Genomic DNA, 21889 nt, shown 5'->3' with positions numbered 1-21889 from the left:
CCATGGACGTCAACAGCGCTGTCGGACGTGTTGGTACCAGTGTGAGGCGTGACGGCCCTCACGGGAACACCGGGGCCCGTGACGATGCTCACGGCCGTGGTCCTTTGTGGTCTGGTCCACGGCCGTGAGCGTCCGTTGTCTACTCCGCGCAGGGCGGAGCCGGGACCGACGATGGTGACGTCCCCCACTTCGCCGTGGCGTCGGCGGTGAGCGCGAAGTCGAGCGTCGTACCGCGTTTCAACTGGTCGACGCCGACGTACACGCGGTCACTCGGCTTCGAACCGATCTTCAGGCCCGAGATGTACTGGAGCTTCGAGCCGTCGGCGCCGGCCGCCTCGATCGTGATGTCCCGCCCGTTCTCCGGGTGCAGGACGGATTTCGCGAAACGCGGAGCGTCGAGCACGAAGTTCCCAGTCCCTGGAACGGCCGGGTACAGGCCGAGGGCGCTGAAGACGTACCAGGCCGACATGGTGCCCAGGTCGTCGTTCCCGGTGACGCCGTTGGGCGCGTTGGTGAACAACGTGTGCGCCGCTCGCACGACCGTGGACGTCTTCGCCGGCTGCCCGGTGAGCGCGTACATCCACGGCGAGTGCAGGTCCGGCTCGTTGTTCGGGTTGTAGCGGAACTGGTCGTAGTAGTCGTACGGGCCGACGACCCAGTTCTCGCGCACCGCCGTCGCCGGGTTCTTCACCAGTTCGTCGTAGGCGAAGAAGTCGTCGAGGCGCTTGCCGGTGGCCGCCGGGCCGCCCATGCGTTCGACGAGCCCGGGGACGTCCTGCTGCACGAGCCACTGGTACTGCCAGGCCGTGCCCTCGTGGAAGCCGTCCTGGCTCTGCGGGCTGTAGGGCTTGTCGGCGGGTGAGAACCACGCGCCGCCGAGGACCTTCGGCCGGAAGAAGCCGGTGAAGCCGCGGTCCGTCAGCGACGAATCCCACAGTGTCCGGTAAGTCCGGCCCTTCGCGGCCAGCGCCGCCGCGTCGTCCTTCTTGCCGAGCGCGGCCGCCATGATCGACAGCGAACAGTCACCGAGCGCGTACTCCAGGGTCGCCGACGCGCCGTGGTTCGGGTCGGTGTCCTGGCCCTTCTTCGGGAAATCCGGGTCGTACTGGACAAACCCGTCCCGTTGGTAGCTCGCGTTGCCCGAGCGCCCTTGGAACGGCGACGCGGCGGGCGGGATCTCCCGCGAGTTCTGCAGGAGCGCCTGGTAGGCGTACACCTCCTCGCCCGGCAACGCGCCGAAGCGCCAGAGGTCGACCAGGAACGGCGTGACCGGGTCGCCGGTCATCGTGTTCGTCTCCTGGCTCGCGTACGCCCACCGCGGCAGCCAGCCGCCCTGGTCGTGGATGGCCAGGATGCTCTTCGCGATGTCACGCGCCCGGGACGGCCGCAGCAGCGCCAGGAGCTGGTTCTGCGTGCGGTAGGTGTCCCACAGCGAGAAGAAGCCGTAGTACGTCCAGCCGACCGCACGGTGGATCTTCTTGTCGAAGCCGTAGTAGCGGCCGTCGGCGTCGTTCGCCGTCAGCGGCTGCAGCAACGCGTGGTACAGCGAGGTGTAGAAGACCGTGCGGTCGTCCGGGGTACCGCCCTTGACGTCCACAGTGGACAGCTCACGCCGCCAGGTGCGCTGCACGGCGTCCTTGGCCGCGTCGAACGAGGAGATCCGCTCCGACGCCAGGTTCGTCCGCGCACCGGCGGCGTCGACCTGGGAGATCGCCGTGGTGGCGGTGACCTGGCCGCCGCCGAAGGTCAGCCACGCGCCGCGCAGGCCCGCCCCGCCCCCGGACGAGCGCGAGCCGGGCGTGCCGCCGGTCGGCGACCACGTGCCGAAGGACTTGAACGGCTTGTCGAACTTCGTGGTGAAGTACGTCGTGTAGGCCTTGCCGCCGCAGAACGCCTGCGACTCCACCGTGCCCTCGACGGTCCGGTCGTCGACGACGCGGATGCTGCTGCCCGTCACCGGTTCCTTGTCGTTGGCCTGCCCGACGTTGACGAAGACGTTGGCGTCCCCCGGCTTCGTGAAGGTGTACCGCTCGACACCGGCCCGCGTCGCCGCCGTCGTCTCGACGTCGACGCCGCCGTAGCCGGTCAGGCGGACCTTGTAGTAGCCGGGCTTCCCCACCTCGCCGTCGTGGGTGAACGGCGAGGCGTACTGCTTCTGGTCGAACGAGGCCGGCTCGGTCGTGTCGAACGCCTTGCCGGGACCCACTTCCCCGGTCGTCGGCAGGGTCGCAACCAGGCCGCCCTGCTCCCAGCAGCCCGCGCCGGACAGGAAGAAGTGGCCGAAGCCGCGGATCGCGGTGTCGGTGTAGCGGTAGCCGGCGTAGTGCGAGGTGATCGGGCTGACCTGCGTCATCCCGAACGGCGCCGAAGCACCCGGGAACGTATTGCCCTCGTCCTGTGTGCCGATGAACGTGTTGACGGCGTCAAGGGCGTCCCCGCCGGCCGCGACCGCGACGGCGGGACTCACCCCCGTCGCCACCACGGCGAGCGTCAACGCGCTCACCAGGACCTTGTTCTTCATGCGCCGACTCCGATCGCGAAGACGTGCAGGACACCGCCGCTGACGTTGGACGGCAGGGTCACGCCGGCCACGGTCTTGCCCGCGTCGAGGGTGATCGGGTTCGTGCCGAACACCATGGTGCGGATCTGCTGCGGGTCGCCGCCCGAAGCGTTGCGGTACGGGGTGGACAGCACGATCCGGTTGCCGAACGCCGGCTGCGCGCCGCCGCCGCCGAGGGTCCAGTCGGAGAACCCGATGGTGGCGGTGGACTGGCTGCCGTCGGTGTAGGTGACGGTCAGCGTGCCGGAGGCGTTGCCGTTCGACGCCGAGCCGAGCAGCGCGAGCCGCCCGGAGCCGGAGACGTTCACCGTCTGCCCGGCGGCGATCGCGTTGTCCGGGTCACCGGCCGGGAACGACGGCCAGGTGAACTTCAGCCCGTCGGTGGTGACCGTGCCGCCCGGGGCGGCCCCGGCCGCGGCGAGGGCGTCGGCCGAGTAGCTCCAGCCGCCGCCGTCGAAGTTCGCTGCCTCGGGCTTCGCGTCCGGCGAGACCCCGGCGTTGTTCACCGTGGCCAGCCAGCTGTTCGGCTGGGCCACGAGCACCGTGAGCACGGCCTGCGAGGAGGCCACCCCGGGTGCCGAGAACGTCACCGGGATGCGGCGGGCACCGTCGGCCAGTCCCGTCGGGACCGAAACCGTGAGCTCGGCCTGCGCCTTGCCCGCGGCGGGCACCGCGATGCTCCCGGCCGCCGGGGTCAGCGTGATCCCGTCGACGCTGCCCGCGGAGTACGCCCAGCTCCGCGCGGTGCCGGAGAGGTCCTGCACCCCCACTGACACCTTGGACGTCGCCCCCGCCGGGGTCACCGCCCGCGCCGGGTCGACGAACGACAGGCTCGGCTTCTCCTGGTCGCGGAAGGACGGCGGGGCGTCGGCGGGCGCGCTGCTCCACGCGGTCGGGGTCGCCGACCGCGCGAAGTCGAGGGTGCCGCCCGTGGACACCAGGGCTTCCGGCATCCACGCCTTGGCCGCGTCGGCGCCGTTGACCTTCAGACCGGCGACGTAGTCACCCGTGCCCGCGGAGGTGACGGTGATCTTCTTGCCCGCGCCGGTGGTCAGCACGGCCTTGCCGAACAGCGGCGTGTTGAGCACGAACTCGGCGCGGCCCGGGATCTCCGGGTAGATGCCGAGCGCGGCCCAGACGTACCAGGACGACATCTGGCCGAGGTCGTCGTTGCCGATCAGGCCTTCGGGACGCGGGTTGTACAGCTCGGTCATCGAGCGCCGGACGATCGACTGCGTCTTGGCCGGCGCCCCCGCGTAGGAGTACACCCACGGGGCGTTCGAGTTCGGCTCGTTGCCCATGAACGCGTACGGCTCCTGCGTGCCCGCGTTCAGCTGCGTGAAGAAGGTGTCCAATCGGGACTGGACCGCGATGTTGCCGCCGAACGCCGTGACGAGGCCGCCGAGGTCGTAGGGCACCATCCAGTCGTACTGGGCGCCGTTGCCCTCGACCCAGCCCTGCGAGCCGGCCGGGTCGTAGGTGCCGGCGAAGGAGCCGTCGGCGTTGCGCGGCTGCAGGTGGCCGGTGCCCGGGTTGTAGAGGTTCTGCCAGTTCTGGGCGCGCTTCATGAACGTCGTGTACGTCGCGGAGTCGCCGAGCCGCTTGGCGAACTGGGCGATGGCGAAGTCCGCGCTGGTGTACTCGAGGGTGTCGGCGCCGGCACCCGGGACGTACCCGAGGGTCTGGTAGTCCTCGAGACCCGGCCGTTCGGTGTAGCCCTGCGTCGGCTGCGTGGCGCCCTTGATCATGAGCAGCAACGCCTTCTGCGCGTCGAAGTCCCGCGCGCCGAACGCGTACGCGCTCGACACGATGATGTGGTACGGGTCGCCGTTCATGACGCCGGTGTAGTCGTTGGCCACCGTCCAGCGGTCCCAGGAGCCACCCTGTTCCGCGTAGGCCATCATCGACCGGACGATGTCCGACGTCTCGTGCGGCGCGATCGTCGCCAGCAGCGGGATCTCCGAGCGGTAGATGTCCCAGCCGGAGAAGTTCGTGTACATCGCGTGGCCCGGGTCGGCAGTGTGGATCCGCCCGTCGAAGCCGATGTACTGGCCGTTGACGTCGGAGAACACGTTCGGCTGGATCAGCGAGTGGTACAGCGAGGTGTAGAACGTCGTCAGGTCGGTGTCCGAGCCGCCGGAGACGGCGATCTTGCCGAGCTGGGCGTTCCACGCCTTGCGCGCGCCGGCGGCCACCGTGTCGAACGACTTGCCGGTGTTCTCCGCCTTGAGGTTGGCCTTCGCGCCGTCGACGGACACAAAGGACAGTCCGACCTGGACGTTCACCCGGGCGCCGTTGAGGTTCGCGAAGGTGACGTACCCGCCGCTGCCCGGGCCGCTGACGGTGGTGTTCTGCGGAGCGGTCTTCGCCGGGCGCGCGATCGAGGCGCCGACGCCGTTGGGCTGCGCGACCTTCGTCCTGGCCCCGCCGGTCTCGGCGGCCTTGCCCGGCGTCACGGCGCCGTTCTTCCAGGTGCCGATCGACGCGAACGGCGTGTCGAACTTGGCCGAGAAGTAGACGCGGTAGCTGTTGCGCGCGCCGCAGAAGCGGCCACTGGTGGCCCAGCCGCTGATGGTGTCCTTGCCGATGGTGATCGACGCGTCGTCGGTGCCGTTGACCGAGCCGGACGTGTTGACCAGCAGCGTCGAGGACGCGCCCGCCGGGTAGGTCAGCCGCGCCGAGCCGGTGCGCCGGGTCGCGCTCAGCTCGACCTTCGCTCCACTGTCGAGGGTGACGTCGTAGGCGCCCGCCGTCGCGTGTTCGTTCGTGTGCGAGAAAGTCGACGTGTAGCGGGCCGGGTCGGTCGCCGGGGAAGTCGTCACTTCACCGACATAAGGGATGAACGGGATGTCCTGGTAGGTCGAACAGCCCGCGCCGGACAGGTGCGTCAGGCTGAAGCCGGTCAGGGCGTTGTCGTCGTAGAAGTAGCCGCCCGGCTGGGATTTCACCGTGTCGGGGCTCCACTGGACCATGCCGAACGGCGCGACCGCGCCCGGGAACGTGTTGCCCGCACCGCCGCCGGTGCCGTGGTCGGCGCCGCCGGGGCGAGTGCCGACGAAGGGGTTGACCCACTTCGCGTAATCGGTGCCGGTAGCCGCCGCGGCGGGGACAGCGGGAGCCACCGCTGCGGTCACCGCCAAAGCCAGGAAAACCGCTACACCGGCGAAGCCGGTTCGGGGGGTCCGGGGGGTCGTCCCCCCAGGAATGTCACAGCCGGCTCTTGAGCGCGCTCGCGCCATGGCCATCGCCTCTCCACCTCGTCAGCGCGACCGGAACCGGGTGACATGACAACCTTGTCGCGCCCGGCCACCTTGGGCAGCGGTTCACCAAGCAGTCAAGGAACTCGTCAGGACCTGTCCGCTTCCGGACAGCACGATCCGCCGATCGCGGGGCCGAATCGGCACAATCCGCACACGGGGCGTTGACAAGGACGCCGGTCGGGAGTTCAATCCCCGTCACTATGACAACGTTGTCTCCTCTCGGCCGGGATCGGGACGGCAGCACGCGCACCGCGAGCAGGCGGGCCACGATGAGCGACGTGGCCCGGCTGGCGGGCGTGAGCATCAAGACCGTCTCGCGTGTGGTCAACGACGAACCGGCGGTGCACCCCGACACCGCCGAGCGGGTCATGGCGGCCATCGAGCAGCTGGGGTTCCGGCGCAACCTGGGCGCGCGGAACCTGCGCCGCGGGTCGACGACCGGCACCATCGGGCTGATCGTCGAGGACGTCGGGAACCCCTTCTACTCCGAGCTGAACCGTGCGGTCGAGCGCATCGCGACGTCGTTCGGCCGCCAGGTGCTCACCGGCTCGTCCGAGGAGAACTCCGACCGCGAGCGCGAGCTCGTCCTGGAGTTCTGCGCGCGGCGGGTGGACGGCATCCTCGTCGTCCCGGCCGGTCTCCAGCACGGCTACCTGGTGCCGGAGATGCGCGCGGGCACGCCGGTGGTGTTCATCGACCGGCCGGCCGGCGACATCGTGGCCGACACCGTGCTGGTGGACAACCTCGGCGGCACCATCGAGGCCGTCACACACCTGGCGCGGCACGGGCACCGGCGGATCGCGTTCCTGGGCGACAGCCCGGACATCTTCACCGCCGCCGAGCGCCTGCACGGGTTCCGCGAAGGCTGCGTGCGCAACGGGATCACCTACGACGAGTCGCTGGTGTCGATGGGGACGCCGACGCCGGACTCGATCGGCAACACCGTCAAACGGCTGCTCGACGGCCCGGACGCGGCCACGGCGGTGATCGCGGGCAACAACCGGGTCGCCGTGCACCTCCTGCGCGCCCTCGCGCACGCCGAGCGCCGCCCGGCGATGGTCGGGTTCGACGACTTCGAGCTGGCGGATCTGCTGAACCCGCCGGTCACCGTGATCGCGCACGACGTCAGCGCACTGGGCCACGCCGCGGCCGAGCTGCTCTTCGCCCGCGTCCAAGGAGATCAGTCCCCGCCCAGAAAGGTCGTCCTGCCCGTGCATCTCGTCGCCCGTGGTTCCGGTGAGGTGGCCCCGTGACCCTCGAACCGATCCGGCTCCCCGCCAACCAGCCGCCGCAGTTCTACCGCGGCGGCGACGCCATCGCGGCGCTGCGCGGCGCGTCTTCGGACAAGAAGTCCGGCCCGGAGGACTGGGTCGCGTCCGCGACCACGATGTTCGGCCAGGAGACCAACGGCCTCACCCGCCTCCCCGGCGGCGCCTGGCTGCGCGACGCCGTCGAAGCGGACGCGAACGGCTGGCTCGGCGCGAAGCACGTCGAGGCGCTCGGGACGTCGACCGGGCTGCTGGTGAAGCTGCTCGACGCGGGCCAGCGGCTGCCCGTGCACTTCCACCCGGACGACACCTTCGCGAAGCGGCACTTCGACTCCCACTTCGGCAAGACGGAGGCGTGGATCGTCGTCGGCACCTACGGCGACGACCCGCGCGTCTACCCCGGCTTCAAGGAGACGCTGCCGAAGGCGGCCGTGTCGGAGTGGACGCGCGAGCAGGACGTGCCGTCCATGCTGGGCGCGCTGAACAGCGTTCCGGTGACGGCGGGCGACACCGTCTACATCCCGGCCGGGCTGCCGCACGCGATCGGCGAGGGGGTGTTCGTCGTCGAGCTGCAGCAGCCGACCGACTTCTCGCTCACCATCGAGTGGCGGGACTTCCTCACGTCGCCGGAGAAGGGCCACCTCGGCCTCGGCTTCGACACCGCCATCGAGGCGCTGGACACCTCGGGCTGGGACCCCGAACGGCTGGACACGATCATCAAGCGCACGGCGGGCGACCGCTCGTCCACTGTGGACCTGCTGGCCGGCGGCTCGGAACGGTTCTTCCGAGCCGAACAGCTGCGTACCGACAAGCTGACAACGTTGTCACTCGATCCGTCCTTCGCGGTCCTCGTCGTCCTCGACGGCGAAGGCACCCTGCGGACCGAGCACGGCGGCGAGCACGCGCTGGCGAAGGGCGACACCTACGTCGTCCCGTTCGACGCCGGCCAGACCGAGCTGTCCGGCCCGGCGACGGTGATCCGCTGCCGCCCGCCGGCGCCGGAAGAGAGGCGCGGATGAGCGAAATCCTCCTGGAAGCGATCGACCTGACCAAGCACTACGGGTCCGTCGAAGCCCTGCGCGGCGCGTCGTTCCAGGCACGCGCGGGCGAGGTGACGGCGCTGATCGGCGACAACGGCGCCGGCAAGTCCACCCTGGTCAAGTGCCTCTCCGGCGCGGAACAGCCGTCATCGGGGCAGATCCTCCTCGACGGCGCACCGGTGCACTTCGACTCGCCGACCACCGCCCGGCGCCTCGGCATCGAGACCGTCTACCAGGACCTCGCCGTCGCCCCCGAGCTCGACCCGGCGGCCAACCTGTTCCTCGGCCGCGAAATCCACCGCAAGGGCATCCTCGGCAAGCTCGGGATGCTCGACAAGGCCGAGATGCGGCGGCGGGCCGTCGAGGAGTTCCAGCGTCTCGGCGTGACGCTGCAGAGCACGGACGTCCCGATCGGCTCGCTGTCCGGCGGCCAGCGTCAAAGCGTCGCCGTGGCGCGCTCGGTCGTGTGGGCGTCGAAGGTCGTGTTCATGGACGAGCCGACGGCCGCGCTCGGCGTCGTGCAGCGCGAGCGCGTGCTCGACGTCATCAAGAAGGTGCGCGACAAGGGCATCGCCGTCGTGCTGATCAGCCACAACATGCCCGAGGTGCTCTCGGTCGCCGACCGCGTCGAGGTGCTGCGGCTCGGCAAGCGCGTCGCCCGGTTCACCGGATCGGACACGAAGCTCGAAGACCTCGTCGCCGCGATGACCGGCGCGCTCGTGCAGGAGGAGGTCACGTGACCGAGCCTGCGAGGTCCGCAATAGACACGGCACCGTCGGTCACGACGCCGACGAGCGCGAGCGAGGAGGAGGCGTGACCGAAATCCAGGAAGCGCCGGACGCCGGGTTCGGCAAGCGGCCGCTGGGCAAGCGGCTCGCCGGCGCCAACACGTTCTGGATCGCGCTGGTCCTGGTGGCGCTGGTCATCGTGTTCAGCGCGATCGCCCCCGGCGAGTTCGCGACGCTGTTCACCTTCCAGACGCTGCTCATCGAGACGTCGGTGCTGCTGGTGCTGTCGGTCGGGATGACGTTCGTGATCATCACCTCCGGCATCGACCTGTCCGTCGGCTCCGTGCTGATCTTCGCGGGCATGGTGGCCGGCAAGGTGATGGAGGCGATGTCCGCCGGCAACGCCTCCGCCGCGGGCTGGGGCGTCATCACCGTCGGCCTGGTCGCCGCGGTCGTCGCCGGGACGGTGTGGGGACTGGTCAACGGGTTCCTCATCGCGGTGGCGGGGATCCCGCCGCTGATCGTCACCCTCGGCACCATGGGCGCCGCCCTCGGCGCGGCCTACCTGCTCAACAACGGGTCGGACGTGCGCAGCGTGCCGGTCGTGCTCAACCAGACCCTCGGCTACGGCACGTCGTTCGGCGTCGTGCCGAACCTGGTCATCGTCGCCGTGGTGATCACGCTGATCGGCGCGTGGCTGCTGCACACGACCAAGTTCGGCCGGTACACCTTCGCGGTCGGCTCCAACGCCGAGGGCGCGCGGCGCGCGGGCATCGGCGTCACCCGGCACCTGCTGAAGGTGTACACGCTGACGGGTTTCCTGGCCGGGATCGCCGGGTTCCTCTCGCTGGCGTACTACGCGTCGACGACGATCTCGGCGCACACCACCGACAACCTCAACGCCATCGCCGCGGTCGTGATGGGCGGCACGAGCCTGTTCGGCGGCGTCGGTTCGGTGCTGGGCACGGTGATCGGCGTGTTCATCCCGGCCGTGCTCAAGAAGGGCTTCAACATCACGCACGTCCAGGACTTCTGGCAGATGATCGCCGTCGGTGCCGTGCTCATCGCCGCCGTCTGGTTCGACCAGCGCCGCCGCCGTCGTCGCAACTCCCGCTGAGTTCCCCCCGAGTGCAGTTCAACCGAGTGCAGTTCAACCGAGTACAAAGAGGTGCTTGCGTCATGAACCTGTCCAAGACTTTCGTCGCCGCCGGCGCGCTGGCCTCGGCCGCCGCCCTGCTCACCGCGTGCGGCTCCGGCACGGTCGGGCAGACCGGGTCCGGCGACGGCCAGGCCGCCTCGGCCGGCTCCAAGAAGCTCGCACTCATCCCGGGCGTGCAGGCCGAACCGTTCTACATCTCGCTGCAGTGCGGCGCGCAGGCCGAAGCGCAGAAACTGGGCTACGAGCTGACCACGCAGGCACCGCAGAAGTTCGACGCGGCGATGCAGACCCAGCTCGTCAACGCGCTGGGCTCGAACCCGCCGGCCGCGCTGCTGATCGCCCCCACCGACGACACGGCGATGCTCGCCCCGATCCAGCAGGTCAAGAACCGCGGCGCGAAGATCGTCGAGGTCGACACCTCGCTGAAGGACACCGGCGTGGCCGTGTCGTCGGTGTCCTCCGACAACACCGCGGGCGGCAAGCTCGCCGCGCAGACGATGGCGAAGCTCGCGGCCGGCAAGAGCGGCTCGGTCCTGGTGCTCGACACGATCGCGGGCACCTCGACCACGGCGGCCCGCGCGAAGGGCTTCGAGGACGAACTGAAGAACACCCCGAACCTGAAGTCGATCGGCGTCCAGTTCACCCAGAACGAGCCCGACCAGGCGGCGTCCAAGGTGACCGCGGCCCTGTCGTCGACCCCGGACCTCATCGGCGTCTTCGCGACCAACCTCAACACCGGGGAAGGCGCGGCGACCGGCCTGCGCAACGCGGGCAAGGTCGGCGCGGTCAATCTGGTCGGCTTCGACGCGAGCCCGTCCGAGGTCGAGGGCCTCAAGAACGGCCAGTACCAGGCCCTGATCGCCCAGGACCCGGCCTCGATCGGCGCCCAGGGCGTTCAGCAGGCGGTCGCGGCCATCGAGGGGAAGCCGGTGACGCGGAACCTCACCGCGGAGCTGCACTCGATCACCAAGGCCGACATGGACGCCCACTCGCAGTACTTCTACAAGCAGAGCTGCTGACCCGCGTCCGTCAGGGTCCTGTGCGCGGTACGGTCCCCGGTGCAGGGCCCTGAACAGGGGTGTTCACCGGCAGTGAACACCCACTGCCGGTCACCGCGGTGGGGGAACCGCTCACCGCACCGCCCGTTTGCCCGGACGGGTGCCCTGCGTCACACTCATCTGCACATGCATTTGCACTACCAGATGCATGATCGCAGGGAGGGTGCGATGAAGTACGAGCGGCCGGCTTTGCACCGGACGATCTTCGCCGTGGACGTCGAGGGCTACGGCGACCAGCGCAGGACCACACCACACCGGCTGGCGCTGCGCAAAGGGCTGTACCGAGCGCTTTGCCGGGCGTTCGACGACGCCGGCGTCCCGTGGGCGGACTGCCGGCGCGAGGACTGCGGCGACGGCGTCTTCGTCCTCGTCCCGCCGGAGATCCCGAAGGGGCTCTTCGTCGAGTTCCTGCCCGCCGCGCTCGCCGTCGCGCTGCACCGGCACAACCGCACGCACGACCCCGGAGCGCGGATCCGGCTCCGGATGGCGCTGCACGCGGGCGAGGTCGCCTACGACGACCACGGCGTCACCGCGCCGGCGATCAACCAGACGTTCCGGCTGCTGGAGGCGCGGCCGCTGAAGGAGGCGCTCAAGGCGTCGCGCGGCGTGCTGGCGCTGATCACGTCGGCGTGGTTCTTCGACGAGGTCGTCCGGCACAGCGACGGCCTCGACCCGACCACGTTCCGGCCGGTGCCGGTGGCGGTCAAGGAGACCCGCACGACCGGGTGGATCTCGCTGCCGGACCGGCCGTACCCGGCGAACTCGAGCCTGCTCGGCGCCGTGACGGCGATCGACCACTACCGGACCTGGCGCCGCTTCCGCCGCCACGCCCAGGTGCTGGCCGACCGCGACGGGCCCGCGTAGCCGTAGGATCTACTGCCCTGGACACCGCCGCCGAGGGAGGCTCGACCGTGCACCTGCGCCCGGCGTCCCGCGCCGACCCGCTGCCGGTGCTCGCCGCCGCCCGCCGCATCACCGACGACCTGCGCGACGGCCTGTCCGGCATGCCCGCCCGCCGCGCCGCGCACCGCCTGCGCCGGCTCTTCGGCTTCCCGGGGCTCGGCCTCGCCGACCTGTCCGGTGCCCTGCTGTGGTCGGGGCGGCCCGGGCCGGACGCGGTCGTCGCGACGGTGCTCGACAGCGTGCTCCACAGCGAAGAACCCGGCTCGGCACCGGACGTCCTGGTGCTGCCGCTGCACGTCCGCGACGAGCTGGCCGGGGCGCTGCTGGTCGTCGGGGACGTCCGGGACGCGGTCGCGGCCCAGGCCGCCGACCTCGTCGTGCAGGCACTGGAGCGGGGACGGCTCGAGGCGTCGGCGGAACAGGCGGCGCAGGCCGAACTGCGGGCACTGCGCGCGGAGATGTCGCCGCACTTCGTCTACAACGCCCTGACGGTGATCGCGTCGCTGGTGCGGTCGGATCCCGACCGCGCCCGCGACCTCATGCTCGACTTCGCCGACTACACCCGCTACAGCCTGGCCCGCCACGGCGAGTACACCGTGGTCGCCGAGGAGTTCCGGGCGATCGAGACGTACCTGGCCCTGCAGAAGGCGGTGCTCGGCGAGCGGCTGCGCGTCCAGGTGCGGGTCGCGCCGGAGATCCTCGCCGTCGCGGTGCCGTACCTCGTGCTGGAGCCGCTGGTGGAGAACGCGATCCGGCACGGCATCGAGCCGCGGTCGGGCACCGGGCAGGTCCAGGTGCACGGCCAGGCGGAAGGGAACGACTGCGTGATCTTCGTCGAGGACGACGGGGTCGGCATGGACCCGAAGCGGGCCGCGGACATCCTCGCCGGCCGCACCGGCGAGGACGACCCCGCCGGTCTCGGACTGGCCAATGTGGACAGACGGCTGCGGGACGTGTACGGCCCCTGGTACGGCCTCACCGTCGAAACCGAGGTCGGCGCGGGCACCCGGGTGATCGTGCGGGTGCCGCGGTTCCAGCCGGGGGTGCTGCCGTGACCGGCCTGCGTGTCCTCGCCGTCGACGACCTGCCGCCCGCGCTGGACGAACTCTGCCGCATGCTCCGCGAAGCGCCCGAAGTCGGCGAAGTCGTCGGGGCGGGTGATGCGCTGAAGGCGTTGAAGCTGCTTCAGGCGGATCGATTCGACGCGGTGTTCCTCGACATCTCGATGCCGGGCCTCGACGGCTTGGAGCTGGCGTCGCTGCTGGCGAAGCTGAGCGAGCCGCCGGTGATCGTGTTCGTCACCGCGCACGACGGGCACGCGGTGACCGCGTACGGCATCGGCGCGGTCGACTACCTGCTCAAACCGGTCCGCACCGAACGGCTGGCCGCGGCCTTGGCGAAGGTGCTGCGGATGGCCACCCCGGCGTCCCGGCCGACCCCGGACGCGATGGCGGCGCTGCCGGTCGAGTCGGGCGGGCGGACCCGGTACGTCCGCCGTGACGACGTCCTGTTCGTGGAGGCCCACGGCGACTACGTCCGCCTGCACACGCGGGGCGGGGTCCACCTGGTGCGGATGCCGATCTCGCGGCTGGAGGAGTACTGGGAGGGCACCGGGTTCAGCCGGGTCCACCGGGGTTTCCTGCTGGCCGTCGGGGCGGTGCTGGAGCTGCGCAGCGACACGGCGGGCGGGTTGCTGGCCCACACGGAGGCCGGCGACGTCCCGGTCAGCCGCCGTCACGCGCGGGACCTGCGTGACCGGCTGCTCGAAGCCGCGCAACGCGGCCAGCTCGGATCGGACCCGCGATGAGCAGGATCCGCCGGGTCGCCGTCACCAGCCCGCAGACCCGCCTCGCCCACGCCCGCCGCCGGTCGCGCGGCCGCTGGCGCCAGCCCCGGCTCCCCGCGGGCGACACCCAGCGCGCCACCGCCCTCTACGCCGCCCAGCGTCGTCACGGCCTTCCCGCGCTCGTCCTCATGTTCGCGCTGCTGCTCGGCCTCCCCGGCGTCTTCGCGCTCTTCCCGGCCCTGGACACCGTCCGGCTGCTGGGGATTCCGCTGTCCTGGCTGATGCTCGCGGTCCTCCCCTACCCCGCGATGGCCCTCCTGGCCCGCTGGCAGCTGCGCCGCGCCGAACGCCTCGAGGACGACCAGTGACCAGAGCGCCCCAATGTGGCCTTCGGTGCGTTCAACGCACCCAATGTGGCCTTCGGTGCGTTGAACGCAACCAAGGCCACCTTGGGGCGCATGAGCGCGGCGGGGAGCGGTAGTGGGTGTCGCGCTCGCCGTCGCGCCGGTCGTGCTCGTGACGCTGCTGATCGGCGTCCGCGGGGTCGCCGCGATGCGCACGACGTCGGACTTCCTCGTCGCGTCCCGCCGCATTTCGCCACTGGTCAATTCGGCGGCCGTCTCCGGTGAGTACCTGAGCGCGGCCTCCTTCCTCGGCATCGCCGGGCTCGTCGTCAAGGACGGCATCGGGGCACTCTGGTACCCGGTCGGCTTCACCGCCGGCTACATCGCGATGCTCGTGCTCGTCGCCGCGCCGATGCGGCGGTCGGGCGCGCTGACCGTCCCCGACTTCGCCGAAGCCCGGCTCAACTCCCCCGCTCTCCGCCGCCTCACCGCCGTCGTCGTGCTGGTGATCGGCACCATCTACGTCGTCCCGCAGTTCCGCACCGCCGGCCTGGTGCTCGCCGCGGTCGGCGGCACCCCGTACTGGGTCGGCGTGGTGCTGGCCGGCGCCGCGGTCAGCGTCACCCTGGCGCTGGGCGGGATGCGCGCGGCGACGTACGTGCAGGCGTTCCAGTTCGTCCTGAAGCTGCTGCTGTTCCTCATCCCGGCGATCTGGCTGGTGCTGCAGGCCGGCGCGGTCAACCGGACCGACGCGCTCAACCCCGTCGAGTTCACCCACTTCACGCGCGAGACGCCGGTGCGGTTCGAGGTCGACGTCACCATGGAGATCCGCGAACCGACGCCGGTGCGGCGCAACGGCGTCGTCGAGATCCTGCCGCCGGGTGAGTTCACCGCGCACAGCCAGGACGAGGTCGTGTTCGGCACCGGCGCGGCCGTCCCGGCGGTCCGCGGCGGCGCCGCGCTCGGCGGCCCCGACTGGCAGCGCCCGCTGCTCGACCTCGGCGACCAGGGCTACCCGCTGCTCGGCACCTGGGCCGTCCTCATCGCGACCATGCTGGGCACGATGGGCCTGCCGCACATCCTGATGCGCTTCCACACCAGCCCGGACGGCCGCGCCGCCCGCCGCACCGCCGCGATCACCGTCGCGCTGCTCGGCATCTTCTACCTCTTCCCCGGTGTCTACGGCGTGCTCGGCCGCGTCCTCGTCCCCGGGCTGTACCTGTCGGGCGCCACCGACACGGTGGTCGTCGCGCTCCCGGCCCAGGTGGACAGTGGCTGGGCCGGCGGGCTGTTCACGGCGCTGCTGACCGCGGGCGCGTTCGCCGCGTTCCTGGCGACGTCGCTCGGCCTGCTGCTGGTCATGTCCGGCGCGCTCGCGCACGACCTCGTCCCCGGCGGGCTGCGGCGGCTGCGGATCGCCGTGTTCGGCGTCGCCGGGGTGATGGTGCTGCTGGCGCTGCGCTCGGCCGAGCTCGACGCCGGCGTCCTGGTGACGTGGGGCTTCACCGTGGCCGCGTCGACGTTCTGCCCGCTGCTGGTGCTCGGCATCTGGTGGCCGCGGCTGACCGCGACCGGCGGGATCGCCGGCGTGCTGACCGGGCTGGTGGCGTCGTCCGGCTCGATCCTGTTCGCCCTCGCCGGGCCGCCGCTGCGCGGCTGGGTGGCGATCCTGGTGCAGCAACCGGCACCATGGTCGGTACCGTTGGCGTTCGGCGTAATGGCACTGGTCTCCTTGCGGGGCAGACCACCCGCCTGGTCGACGGCGGCGATGCTGCGCCTCCACCTCGACGAACCCCGTTCGACCGGGCCGCGCGACCGTTCGTCAACCGTTCGTCGTCTGGCGAGGCTGTTGAACCGCTAGTTCTTCACGCGCGCCTCACCCGTCCCTACGGTGTCGCACGTCACTTTCCGCAAAGTCGCAGGGAGCAGCGATGAGCACCACGGACACCGGCGGGCCCCCGGAGACCTCGGACACGATCTGGGAACGCGCACACGAAAGCACCGAGTTCCGTGAGCTGCGCAGCCGCCTGCGCCGGTTCGTCTTCCCGATGACGGCGTTCTTCCTCCTCTGGTACCTGCTGTACGTGCTCCTCGCGGACTACGCGCACGGCTTCATGAGCACGAAGGTGTTCGGCAACATCAACATCGGCCTGCTCTTCGGCCTGCTGCAGTTCGTCTCGACGTTCGTGATCACCGGCCTCTACGTCCGGTACGCCAACCGGAAACTGGACCCGGTCGCCGAGAAGATCCGTGAAGACATCGAAGAAGGCACCGCGAAGGAGCACGAATGAACGCCACCCTCGCCGCGAGTGTTGAGGGCAGCAACCCGCTCCTCAACATCGGCATCTTCGCCCTCTTCGTGATCATCACGATGGTGATCGTGTTCCGGGCCAGCCGCAACACGAAGACGGCGTCGGACTACTACGCCGCCGGCCGCGCCTTCACCGGCCCGCAGAACGGTGTCGCCATCGCGGGTGACTACCTGTCGGCGGCGTCGTTCCTCGGCATCGCCGGCGCGATCGCCATCAACGGCTACGACGGCTTCCTCTACTCCATCGGCTTCCTGGTGGCGTGGCTCGTCGCGCTGCTGCTGGTCGCGGAACTGCTGCGCAACACCGGCAAGTTCACCATGGGCGACGTCCTGGCCTTCCGGATGAAGCAGCGGCCGGTGCGGGCCGCGGCCGCGACGTCGACGCTGGCCGTCTCGTTCTTCTACCTGCTCGCGCAGATGGCGGGCGCCGGCGGCCTCGTGGCCCTGCTGCTCGGCGTCGAAGGCGGCGGCGCGCAGGCGCTGGTGATCGCCGTGGTCGGCATCATCATGATCGCCTACGTCCTGATCGGCGGCATGAAGGGCACCACCTGGGTGCAGATCATCAAGGCCGCGCTGCTGATCGTCGGCGCGCTCGTGATCACCCTGTGGGTGCTCGGCAAGTACGGCTTCAACTTCTCCAGCCTGCTGCAGGCCGCCGTCGACAAGGCGGGCAAGGCCGGGGAGACGCTGCTCGGCCCGGGCAAGCAGTACGGCGCCACCGGCACGTCCAAGCTGGACTTCCTGTCCCTCGGCATCGCACTGGTGCTGGGCACGGCGGGCCTGCCGCACGTGCTGATGCGCTTCTACACGGTGCCGACGGCCCGCGACGCGCGGCGCTCGGTGGTCTGGGCGATCGTCCTGATCGGCGTGTTCTACCTGTTCACGCTGGTGCTCGGCTACGGCGCCGGTGCGCTGGTCGGGCCGGACACGATCAGGAAGGCGCCGGGCGGGGTCAACTCCGCGGCTCCGCTGCTCGCGCTCGAACTGGGCGGGCCGGTGCTGCTGGGCCTGATCTCCGCGATCGCCTTCGCGACGATCCTCGCGGTGGTCGCCGGCCTGACGATCACGGCGTCGGCGTCCTTCGCCCACGACGTCTACGCGAACGTCGTCAAGCGGGGCAAGACGTCGCCGGACTCGGAGGTCAAGGTCGCCCGGATCACCGCGGTGGTGATCGGCATCCTCGCCATCGGCGGCGGCATCCTGGCCAACGGGCAGAACGTCGCGTTCCTGGTCGCGCTGGCCTTCGCGGTCGCGGCCTCGGCGAACCTGCCGACGATCCTCTACTCGCTGTTCTGGAAGCGGTTCAACACCCAGGGCGCGCTGTGGTCGATCTACGGCGGCCTGGCCATCACGATCGTGCTGATCGTGTTCTCGCCCGCCGTTTCCGGCAAGAGCACGTCGATGTTCAAGAACGCCGACTTCGCCTGGTTCCCGCTGAGCAACCCCGGCATCGTCTCGATCCCGGCCGCGTTCATCCTGGGCTGGCTGGGCACGGTCCTGTCCAAGGAGCACGACGAGAAGAAGTACGTCGAGATGGAGGTCCGCTCCCTCACCGGCGCGGGCGCCGAGAAGGCGGTCGTCCACTAAGGGCTTTCCGACAGGCTTTTCACGGGCGGCATGACACCGGAGGCCGCCGCGAGGGTGTTCCCGATCCCCTCGCGGCGGCCTCCGGCCATTCAGTACGGCAGCTTGCCCTGCGCGACGCCGGCGACCACCGCTTCGAACTGCTTGCGCACGTACTGCCACAGCCCGCCGCCCAGTGAAATCCTCGCCACCCCCAGTCCGGCGAGGCCTTCGAGGCCCGGACTGCCCGGCCAGGCGGCCGTGTTGACCGCGCCGCCGGTCGCCCGCACGAACTCCGCGATCAGCTCGGGCGTGCGCAGGTGGATCGGGTAGACGCAGTCGGCGCCCGCTTCGAGGTAGGCCTTCGCCCGGGCGACGCCCGCTTCGAGCGCCCCTTTCGGGTCCACGCCGCGGAAGGAGTCGACGCGGGCGTTGATCACCAGCCCGTCCCCCGCCGCCTCGCGCAGGGCGGCGATCCGGGCCGCCTGCTCGCCGACCGGCCGGACGTCACCGGCGGCGTGATCGGTGTCCTCGAAGTTGCAGCCGACCGCGCCGGCGTCGAGCAGCCGGCCCGCCAGTTCGGCCCCGGACAGGCCGTAGCCCGACTCGGCGTCGACGGTGACCGGGACACCGACCGCCTTCGCGATCCGCGCGGCCGCGGCGAGCATCTCGTCCGCGGGCGCCTGCTCGCCGTCGGCGAACCCGAGCGCGGCCGCCACGGCGACCGAGCTGGTCGCGATGGCCGGGAACCCGGCGGCCTCGACCAGCTTCGCGGTGTCGGCGTCCCAGACGTTCGGCAGGACCAGGGGCTTGCCGGGGACGTGCAGCGCCTTGAGCGCGGCGGCGGTCACGCGTCCCGCTTCGGCAGCGGCGTGTGGCTGGTGATGGTCATCCGGTTCCAGCTGTTGATGGCGATGATCTCCCACGCGACGGCCTGGTACTGCTCCTCGGTGAACACCTTCACCGCCTGCTCGTAGACGTCGTCGGGCACGCTCTGCGTCACCGGCAGCTTGGTCATCGCTTCGGTGAGGGCGAGGGCGGCCTGCTCCTGCTCGGTGAACAGGTCGGTCTCGCGCCAGCCGTCGAGCACGAACAGCCGCCGCGGCGACTCGCCCAGCTCGAGCGCGTCGCGGGAGTGCATGTCGAGGCAGTACGCGCAGCCGTTGATCTGCGACGCGCGGGTCTTCACCAGTTCCAGCAGTTTGGGGTCGAGCCCCGCGTTGGCGCCGGCCTTGTTCACCTCGGCCTGCAGGTTCGCCATCGCCTGGTAGAGCTCGGGAGCACCGCCGAGCCCGATTCGCTTGGTCATAGCGGCTACGCTAGTGCGAACTGGTCCACGAGTATGGTCCAGTCACATGACGGAATCGTGGTCCAGTTCCGGGCTCGACGTCCACCTCGGCTGGCAGCCTTCGACGGGCCGCAGCGGGCTCGCGGCGGCGATCCGCGCGGCGATCCGGGACGGCCGGTGGCAGGCGGGCGCGACGGTGCCCTCGACCCGGGCCTTGGCCCACGACCTCGGTGTCGCCCGTGGAACGGTGACGCGCGTGTACGCCGATCTCGCCGCCGAGGGGTACCTGCGCACGGCCCAGGGCGCGCCGACCCGGGTGGCGACGGCGGGTTCGCTCCCCCAGTCCGCGCCACGGCAGGTCCCGCGCGACCCGGCACCGCGCTGGGACCTGCGGCCGGGCCGTCCGGACCTGACGGCGTTCCCGCGGCAGGCGTGGCTCACCGCGACCCGCCGGACGCTGCTGCGGACCCCGGCGTCGGCACTCGGCTATGAGGCGGAGCTGGGCGCACCGGAGCTGCGGGACACGCTCGCCGGCTACCTGGCCCGGGCCCGCGGGGTCGTCGCCGACCCGGCGCGGATCGTGGTGTGCCACGGGTATTCGCACGCCATCGCGGTGGTGTCCCGCGCGCTTTCCGGCCTGGGCATCGGCGAAATGGCGTTCGAGAACCCTTCGCTGGGCATGTACCGCTCGATCGCGGCGGCGCAGGGCCCGCGGATCGTGGGCGTGGACGTCGACGGGCACGGCATCGACGTGTCCGCTTTGGACAGTCCGGCGGTGGTCGTCACCCCGGCGCACCAGTACCCCACCGGCGTCACGCTGGCCCCACCGCGCCGGGCGGCGCTGGCCCGCTGGGCGAGCGATGCGGGCGCGTTCGTGCTGGAGGACGACTACGACGGCGAGTTCCGCTTCGACCGCCAGCAGGTGGGGGCGTTGCAGGCCCTCGCGCCGGAGCGGGTGGTGTACGCGGGCACGGCCAGCAAGACGCTCGCCCCGGCCCTCCGGCTCGCGTGGCTGGTGCTGCCGCGCTCGCTGGTGGAGCCGGTCCGCTCGGCGATGGCCGACAGCGGCTCGCGCCCGTCGTTGCTGAACCAGCTGGTGCTGGCCGAGCTGATCGACTCGGGTGCCTACGACCGGCACGTCCGCCGCAGCCGCGCGGAGTACCGCTCCCGCCGCACCCGGCTGCTGGCGGCCCTGCCGGACTCGGTGCGCCCGCACGGCATCGCGGCGGGCCTGCACCTGCTGCTGATGCTCCCGCCGGACGGCCCTTCGGAGGCAACGGCCCTGGCGGCCTGCCGCCGCCGCGCGATCGGCATCGAGGGCCTGGCCGGCCACTGGATGACCCCCAACGCCCCCGGCGGCCTGATCGTCGGCTACGCGGCCACCCCGGCCCACGCCTTCGCCGGCGCAACCCAAAACCTGGTCGAAGCCCTGGCCGAAATCACCCCCTAACCCACCCGACTCCCGCCCCAACCACCCGACTCCCGCCCCCAATCACACGACTTCCGTCCCCAATCACACGAGTCCCGCCCCCAATCACACGACTTCCGTCCCCAATCACACGAGTCCCGCCCCCAATCACACGAACCGACCCTCTAGGCACGCGAGTCGACCTTCCAAGCACACGAGTCGACCTTCCAAGCACACGTGATGCCCGCGGGCCGCCCCACCGGAGCGGCCCGCGACCACCGTCAGAACCAGCAATCAGGCCGGACGCGAAGCAGTTCCGTCCGCAGCACCGGCGTGCCGTCGACCGGCGCCGGGTCCTCCGCGGTCGGCTGAATCCCCCCGGCCGCGACCTTGTCGAGGGTCTTCAGCCCTTCCGGACCGACCGTGCCGAACACCGTGTAGTTCGGCCGGAGCGCGGAATCGCCGTACACGACGAAGAACTGCGAACCGTTCGTATCCGGCCCCGCGTTGGCCATGGCGAGCAGGCCACGCGCGTAGACGCGACGGGCGCCGGTCGGGTCGGTCGGGGCCGGCGGCAGATCCACCGGCAGCTCGTCCCGGTACTTGTAACCCGGCCCGCCTTCACCGGTCGCCGTCGGGTCTCCGCACTGAAGCACCTTCAACGTCGGGTACGCGGTGAGCCGGTGGCACACCGTGTGGTCGTAGAACCGGTGCCGTGCCAGGTGCAGGAAGCTCTGCACGGTGCACGGCGCCTTCGCCCGGTCCAGCCGCAGCGGCAGCGCGCCCTGGCTGGTCGGGACGGTGACGTCGACCTTGCCGTGGCTCGGCGTGTGCCGCGGGTCGGGTGGCAGCGGCACCGGCCGTGCGGGCGGTTCGGCGGGGGTTTCGGTGTACTGGCAGGGCCCGTGCGTCGTCTTCGGCGGCGGGGCGTCGGCCGCCGCGGCGACACCGTTCCCGGCCACGAACAACGCGCCCGCCGCCAGTGCGGTGAGAAGTGTCTTCTTCATGCTGCACGCCCTCCCAGTGATCGCCCGGTTCCGGAGCGCCCCGCAGTCTAGGGCGCGGCACCGACGGCCAGAACCGGCGAAAGTCGCCCCCATCAGCCGGTCGGGTGAATGTCGGGCCCCGCACCCCGGAAATTGTCGGACCCCCGGCGCACGATGGTCAGCACGCGGCAAACCCGCCGCACCACGAGGAGGGCACCATGGCAGTT

At 71.0% G+C, this 21889-nt stretch carries 18 protein-coding genes; 13 read left to right on the top strand and 5 right to left on the bottom strand.

Features of this window, described 5'->3' with window-relative positions; translation table 11 throughout:
* Positions 1-139: 139 nt before the first annotated feature.
* Complete coding sequence (locus tag ACLJQE_RS25340; protein ID WP_410641846.1) at positions 140-2521, bottom strand: GH92 family glycosyl hydrolase; 2382 nt, start codon at positions 2519-2521, stop codon at positions 140-142.
* The gene (locus ACLJQE_RS25335) at positions 2518-5706 is read right to left on the bottom strand and encodes a GH92 family glycosyl hydrolase (protein WP_410642118.1); all 3189 of its coding nucleotides are present in this window, start codon (positions 5704-5706) and stop codon (positions 2518-2520) included. Before ACLJQE_RS25335 ends, ACLJQE_RS25340 begins: the two co-directional genes overlap by 4 nt.
* A gap of 383 nt (positions 5707-6089) precedes the next feature.
* On the opposite strand from ACLJQE_RS25335, the gene ACLJQE_RS25330 reads away from it, so the two are divergent.
* The 12 genes from ACLJQE_RS25330 (at position 6090) to ACLJQE_RS25275 (ending at position 18004) form a co-directional block, all read left to right on the top strand.
* Positions 6090-7073 carry a LacI family DNA-binding transcriptional regulator gene (locus ACLJQE_RS25330; protein ID WP_410641844.1) on the top strand — a complete coding sequence of 328 codons (984 nt, stop codon included), beginning with the start codon at positions 6090-6092 and terminating at the stop codon, positions 7071-7073.
* Positions 7070-8107: a class I mannose-6-phosphate isomerase gene (locus ACLJQE_RS25325; protein ID WP_410641843.1), complete on the top strand. Its 1038-nt coding sequence runs from the start codon at positions 7070-7072 to the stop codon at positions 8105-8107. Before ACLJQE_RS25330 ends, ACLJQE_RS25325 begins: the two co-directional genes overlap by 4 nt.
* Positions 8104-8868 (top strand): ATP-binding cassette domain-containing protein, encoded by a 765-nt coding sequence (locus tag ACLJQE_RS25320; protein WP_410641842.1) that lies wholly within the window; start codon positions 8104-8106, stop codon positions 8866-8868. Before ACLJQE_RS25325 ends, ACLJQE_RS25320 begins: the two co-directional genes overlap by 4 nt.
* Positions 8869-8941: 73 nt before the next feature.
* Positions 8942-9973 (top strand): ABC transporter permease, encoded by a 1032-nt coding sequence (locus ACLJQE_RS25315; protein ID WP_410641841.1) that lies wholly within the window; start codon positions 8942-8944, stop codon positions 9971-9973.
* A gap of 62 nt (positions 9974-10035) precedes the next feature.
* On the top strand, positions 10036-11034 hold the full coding sequence (locus ACLJQE_RS25310; RefSeq protein WP_410641840.1) for an ABC transporter substrate-binding protein: 999 nt from the start codon (positions 10036-10038) through the stop codon (positions 11032-11034).
* Between the two features lie 207 nt (positions 11035-11241).
* Complete coding sequence (locus tag ACLJQE_RS25305; RefSeq protein WP_410641838.1) at positions 11242-11937, top strand: hypothetical protein; 696 nt, start codon at positions 11242-11244, stop codon at positions 11935-11937.
* A 47-nt stretch (positions 11938-11984) separates the two neighbouring features.
* Positions 11985-13031 carry a sensor histidine kinase gene (locus ACLJQE_RS25300; RefSeq protein WP_410641837.1) on the top strand — a complete coding sequence of 349 codons (1047 nt, stop codon included), beginning with the start codon at positions 11985-11987 and terminating at the stop codon, positions 13029-13031.
* Positions 13028-13783 carry a LytR/AlgR family response regulator transcription factor gene (locus ACLJQE_RS25295; protein WP_410641835.1) on the top strand — a complete coding sequence of 252 codons (756 nt, stop codon included), beginning with the start codon at positions 13028-13030 and terminating at the stop codon, positions 13781-13783. The genes ACLJQE_RS25300 and ACLJQE_RS25295 overlap by 4 nt, the downstream gene beginning before the upstream one ends.
* On the top strand, positions 13780-14130 hold the full coding sequence (locus ACLJQE_RS25290; RefSeq protein ID WP_410641833.1) for a hypothetical protein: 351 nt from the start codon (positions 13780-13782) through the stop codon (positions 14128-14130). Before ACLJQE_RS25295 ends, ACLJQE_RS25290 begins: the two co-directional genes overlap by 4 nt.
* 112 nt (positions 14131-14242) lie before the next feature.
* Positions 14243-15967, top strand: coding sequence for a cation acetate symporter (locus ACLJQE_RS25285; RefSeq protein ID WP_410641831.1), 1725 nt, complete (start codon positions 14243-14245; stop codon positions 15965-15967).
* 70 nt (positions 15968-16037) lie between these two features.
* The gene (locus tag ACLJQE_RS25280; protein WP_410641830.1) at positions 16038-16397 is read left to right on the top strand and encodes a DUF485 domain-containing protein; all 360 of its coding nucleotides are present in this window, start codon (positions 16038-16040) and stop codon (positions 16395-16397) included.
* Positions 16394-18004 carry a cation acetate symporter gene (locus tag ACLJQE_RS25275; protein WP_410641829.1) on the top strand — a complete coding sequence of 537 codons (1611 nt, stop codon included), beginning with the start codon at positions 16394-16396 and terminating at the stop codon, positions 18002-18004. Before ACLJQE_RS25280 ends, ACLJQE_RS25275 begins: the two co-directional genes overlap by 4 nt.
* 89 nt (positions 18005-18093) lie before the next feature.
* On the opposite strand, the gene ACLJQE_RS25270 is transcribed toward ACLJQE_RS25275, so the two are convergent.
* Entirely contained in the window at positions 18094-18831 is a 738-nt protein-coding gene (locus ACLJQE_RS25270) for an isocitrate lyase/phosphoenolpyruvate mutase family protein (protein ID WP_410641828.1), read from the bottom strand.
* A complete protein-coding gene (locus ACLJQE_RS25265; RefSeq protein WP_410641827.1) occupies positions 18828-19289 on the bottom strand; it encodes a carboxymuconolactone decarboxylase family protein in 462 nt (153 codons plus the stop codon). The genes ACLJQE_RS25270 and ACLJQE_RS25265 overlap by 4 nt, the downstream gene beginning before the upstream one ends.
* 46 nt (positions 19290-19335) lie before the next feature.
* On the opposite strand from ACLJQE_RS25265, the gene ACLJQE_RS25260 reads away from it, so the two are divergent.
* Positions 19336-20718 (top strand): PLP-dependent aminotransferase family protein, encoded by a 1383-nt coding sequence (locus ACLJQE_RS25260; protein WP_410641826.1) that lies wholly within the window; start codon positions 19336-19338, stop codon positions 20716-20718.
* 239 nt (positions 20719-20957) lie between these two features.
* Here the strand turns inward: ACLJQE_RS25260 and ACLJQE_RS25255 are convergent, their stop codons facing one another.
* Positions 20958-21683, bottom strand: coding sequence for a peptidylprolyl isomerase (locus ACLJQE_RS25255; RefSeq protein WP_410641825.1), 726 nt, complete (start codon positions 21681-21683; stop codon positions 20958-20960).
* Positions 21684-21889 lie beyond the last annotated feature (206 nt).

The organism is Amycolatopsis sp. lyj-346 (genome assembly GCF_046548975.1).
Lineage (GTDB): Bacteria > Actinomycetota > Actinomycetes > Mycobacteriales > Pseudonocardiaceae > Amycolatopsis.
This window is presented reverse-complemented; position numbering and strand designations above follow the sequence as displayed.

What these genes read in the sequence shown, in the direction of transcription:
- ACLJQE_RS25280 (WP_410641830.1), top strand. Translation starts at nt 16,038, where the DNA reads ATGAGCACCACGGACACCGGCGGGCCCCCGGAGACCTCGGACACGATC.
- ACLJQE_RS25290 (WP_410641833.1), top strand. Translation starts at nt 13,780, where the DNA reads ATGAGCAGGATCCGCCGGGTCGCCGTCACCAGCCCGCAGACCCGCCTC.
- ACLJQE_RS25275 (WP_410641829.1), top strand. Translation starts at nt 16,394, where the DNA reads ATGAACGCCACCCTCGCCGCGAGTGTTGAGGGCAGCAACCCGCTCCTC.
- ACLJQE_RS25320 (WP_410641842.1), top strand. Translation starts at nt 8,104, where the DNA reads ATGAGCGAAATCCTCCTGGAAGCGATCGACCTGACCAAGCACTACGGG.
- ACLJQE_RS25330 (WP_410641844.1), top strand. Translation starts at nt 6,090, where the DNA reads ATGAGCGACGTGGCCCGGCTGGCGGGCGTGAGCATCAAGACCGTCTCG.
- ACLJQE_RS25310 (WP_410641840.1), top strand. Translation starts at nt 10,036, where the DNA reads ATGAACCTGTCCAAGACTTTCGTCGCCGCCGGCGCGCTGGCCTCGGCC.
- ACLJQE_RS25255 (WP_410641825.1), bottom strand. Translation starts at nt 21,683, where the DNA reads ATGAAGAAGACACTTCTCACCGCACTGGCGGCGGGCGCGTTGTTCGTG.
- ACLJQE_RS25260 (WP_410641826.1), top strand. Translation starts at nt 19,336, where the DNA reads ATGACGGAATCGTGGTCCAGTTCCGGGCTCGACGTCCACCTCGGCTGG.
- ACLJQE_RS25265 (WP_410641827.1), bottom strand. Translation starts at nt 19,289, where the DNA reads ATGACCAAGCGAATCGGGCTCGGCGGTGCTCCCGAGCTCTACCAGGCG.
- ACLJQE_RS25305 (WP_410641838.1), top strand. Translation starts at nt 11,242, where the DNA reads ATGAAGTACGAGCGGCCGGCTTTGCACCGGACGATCTTCGCCGTGGAC.
- ACLJQE_RS25340 (WP_410641846.1), bottom strand. Translation starts at nt 2,521, where the DNA reads ATGAAGAACAAGGTCCTGGTGAGCGCGTTGACGCTCGCCGTGGTGGCG.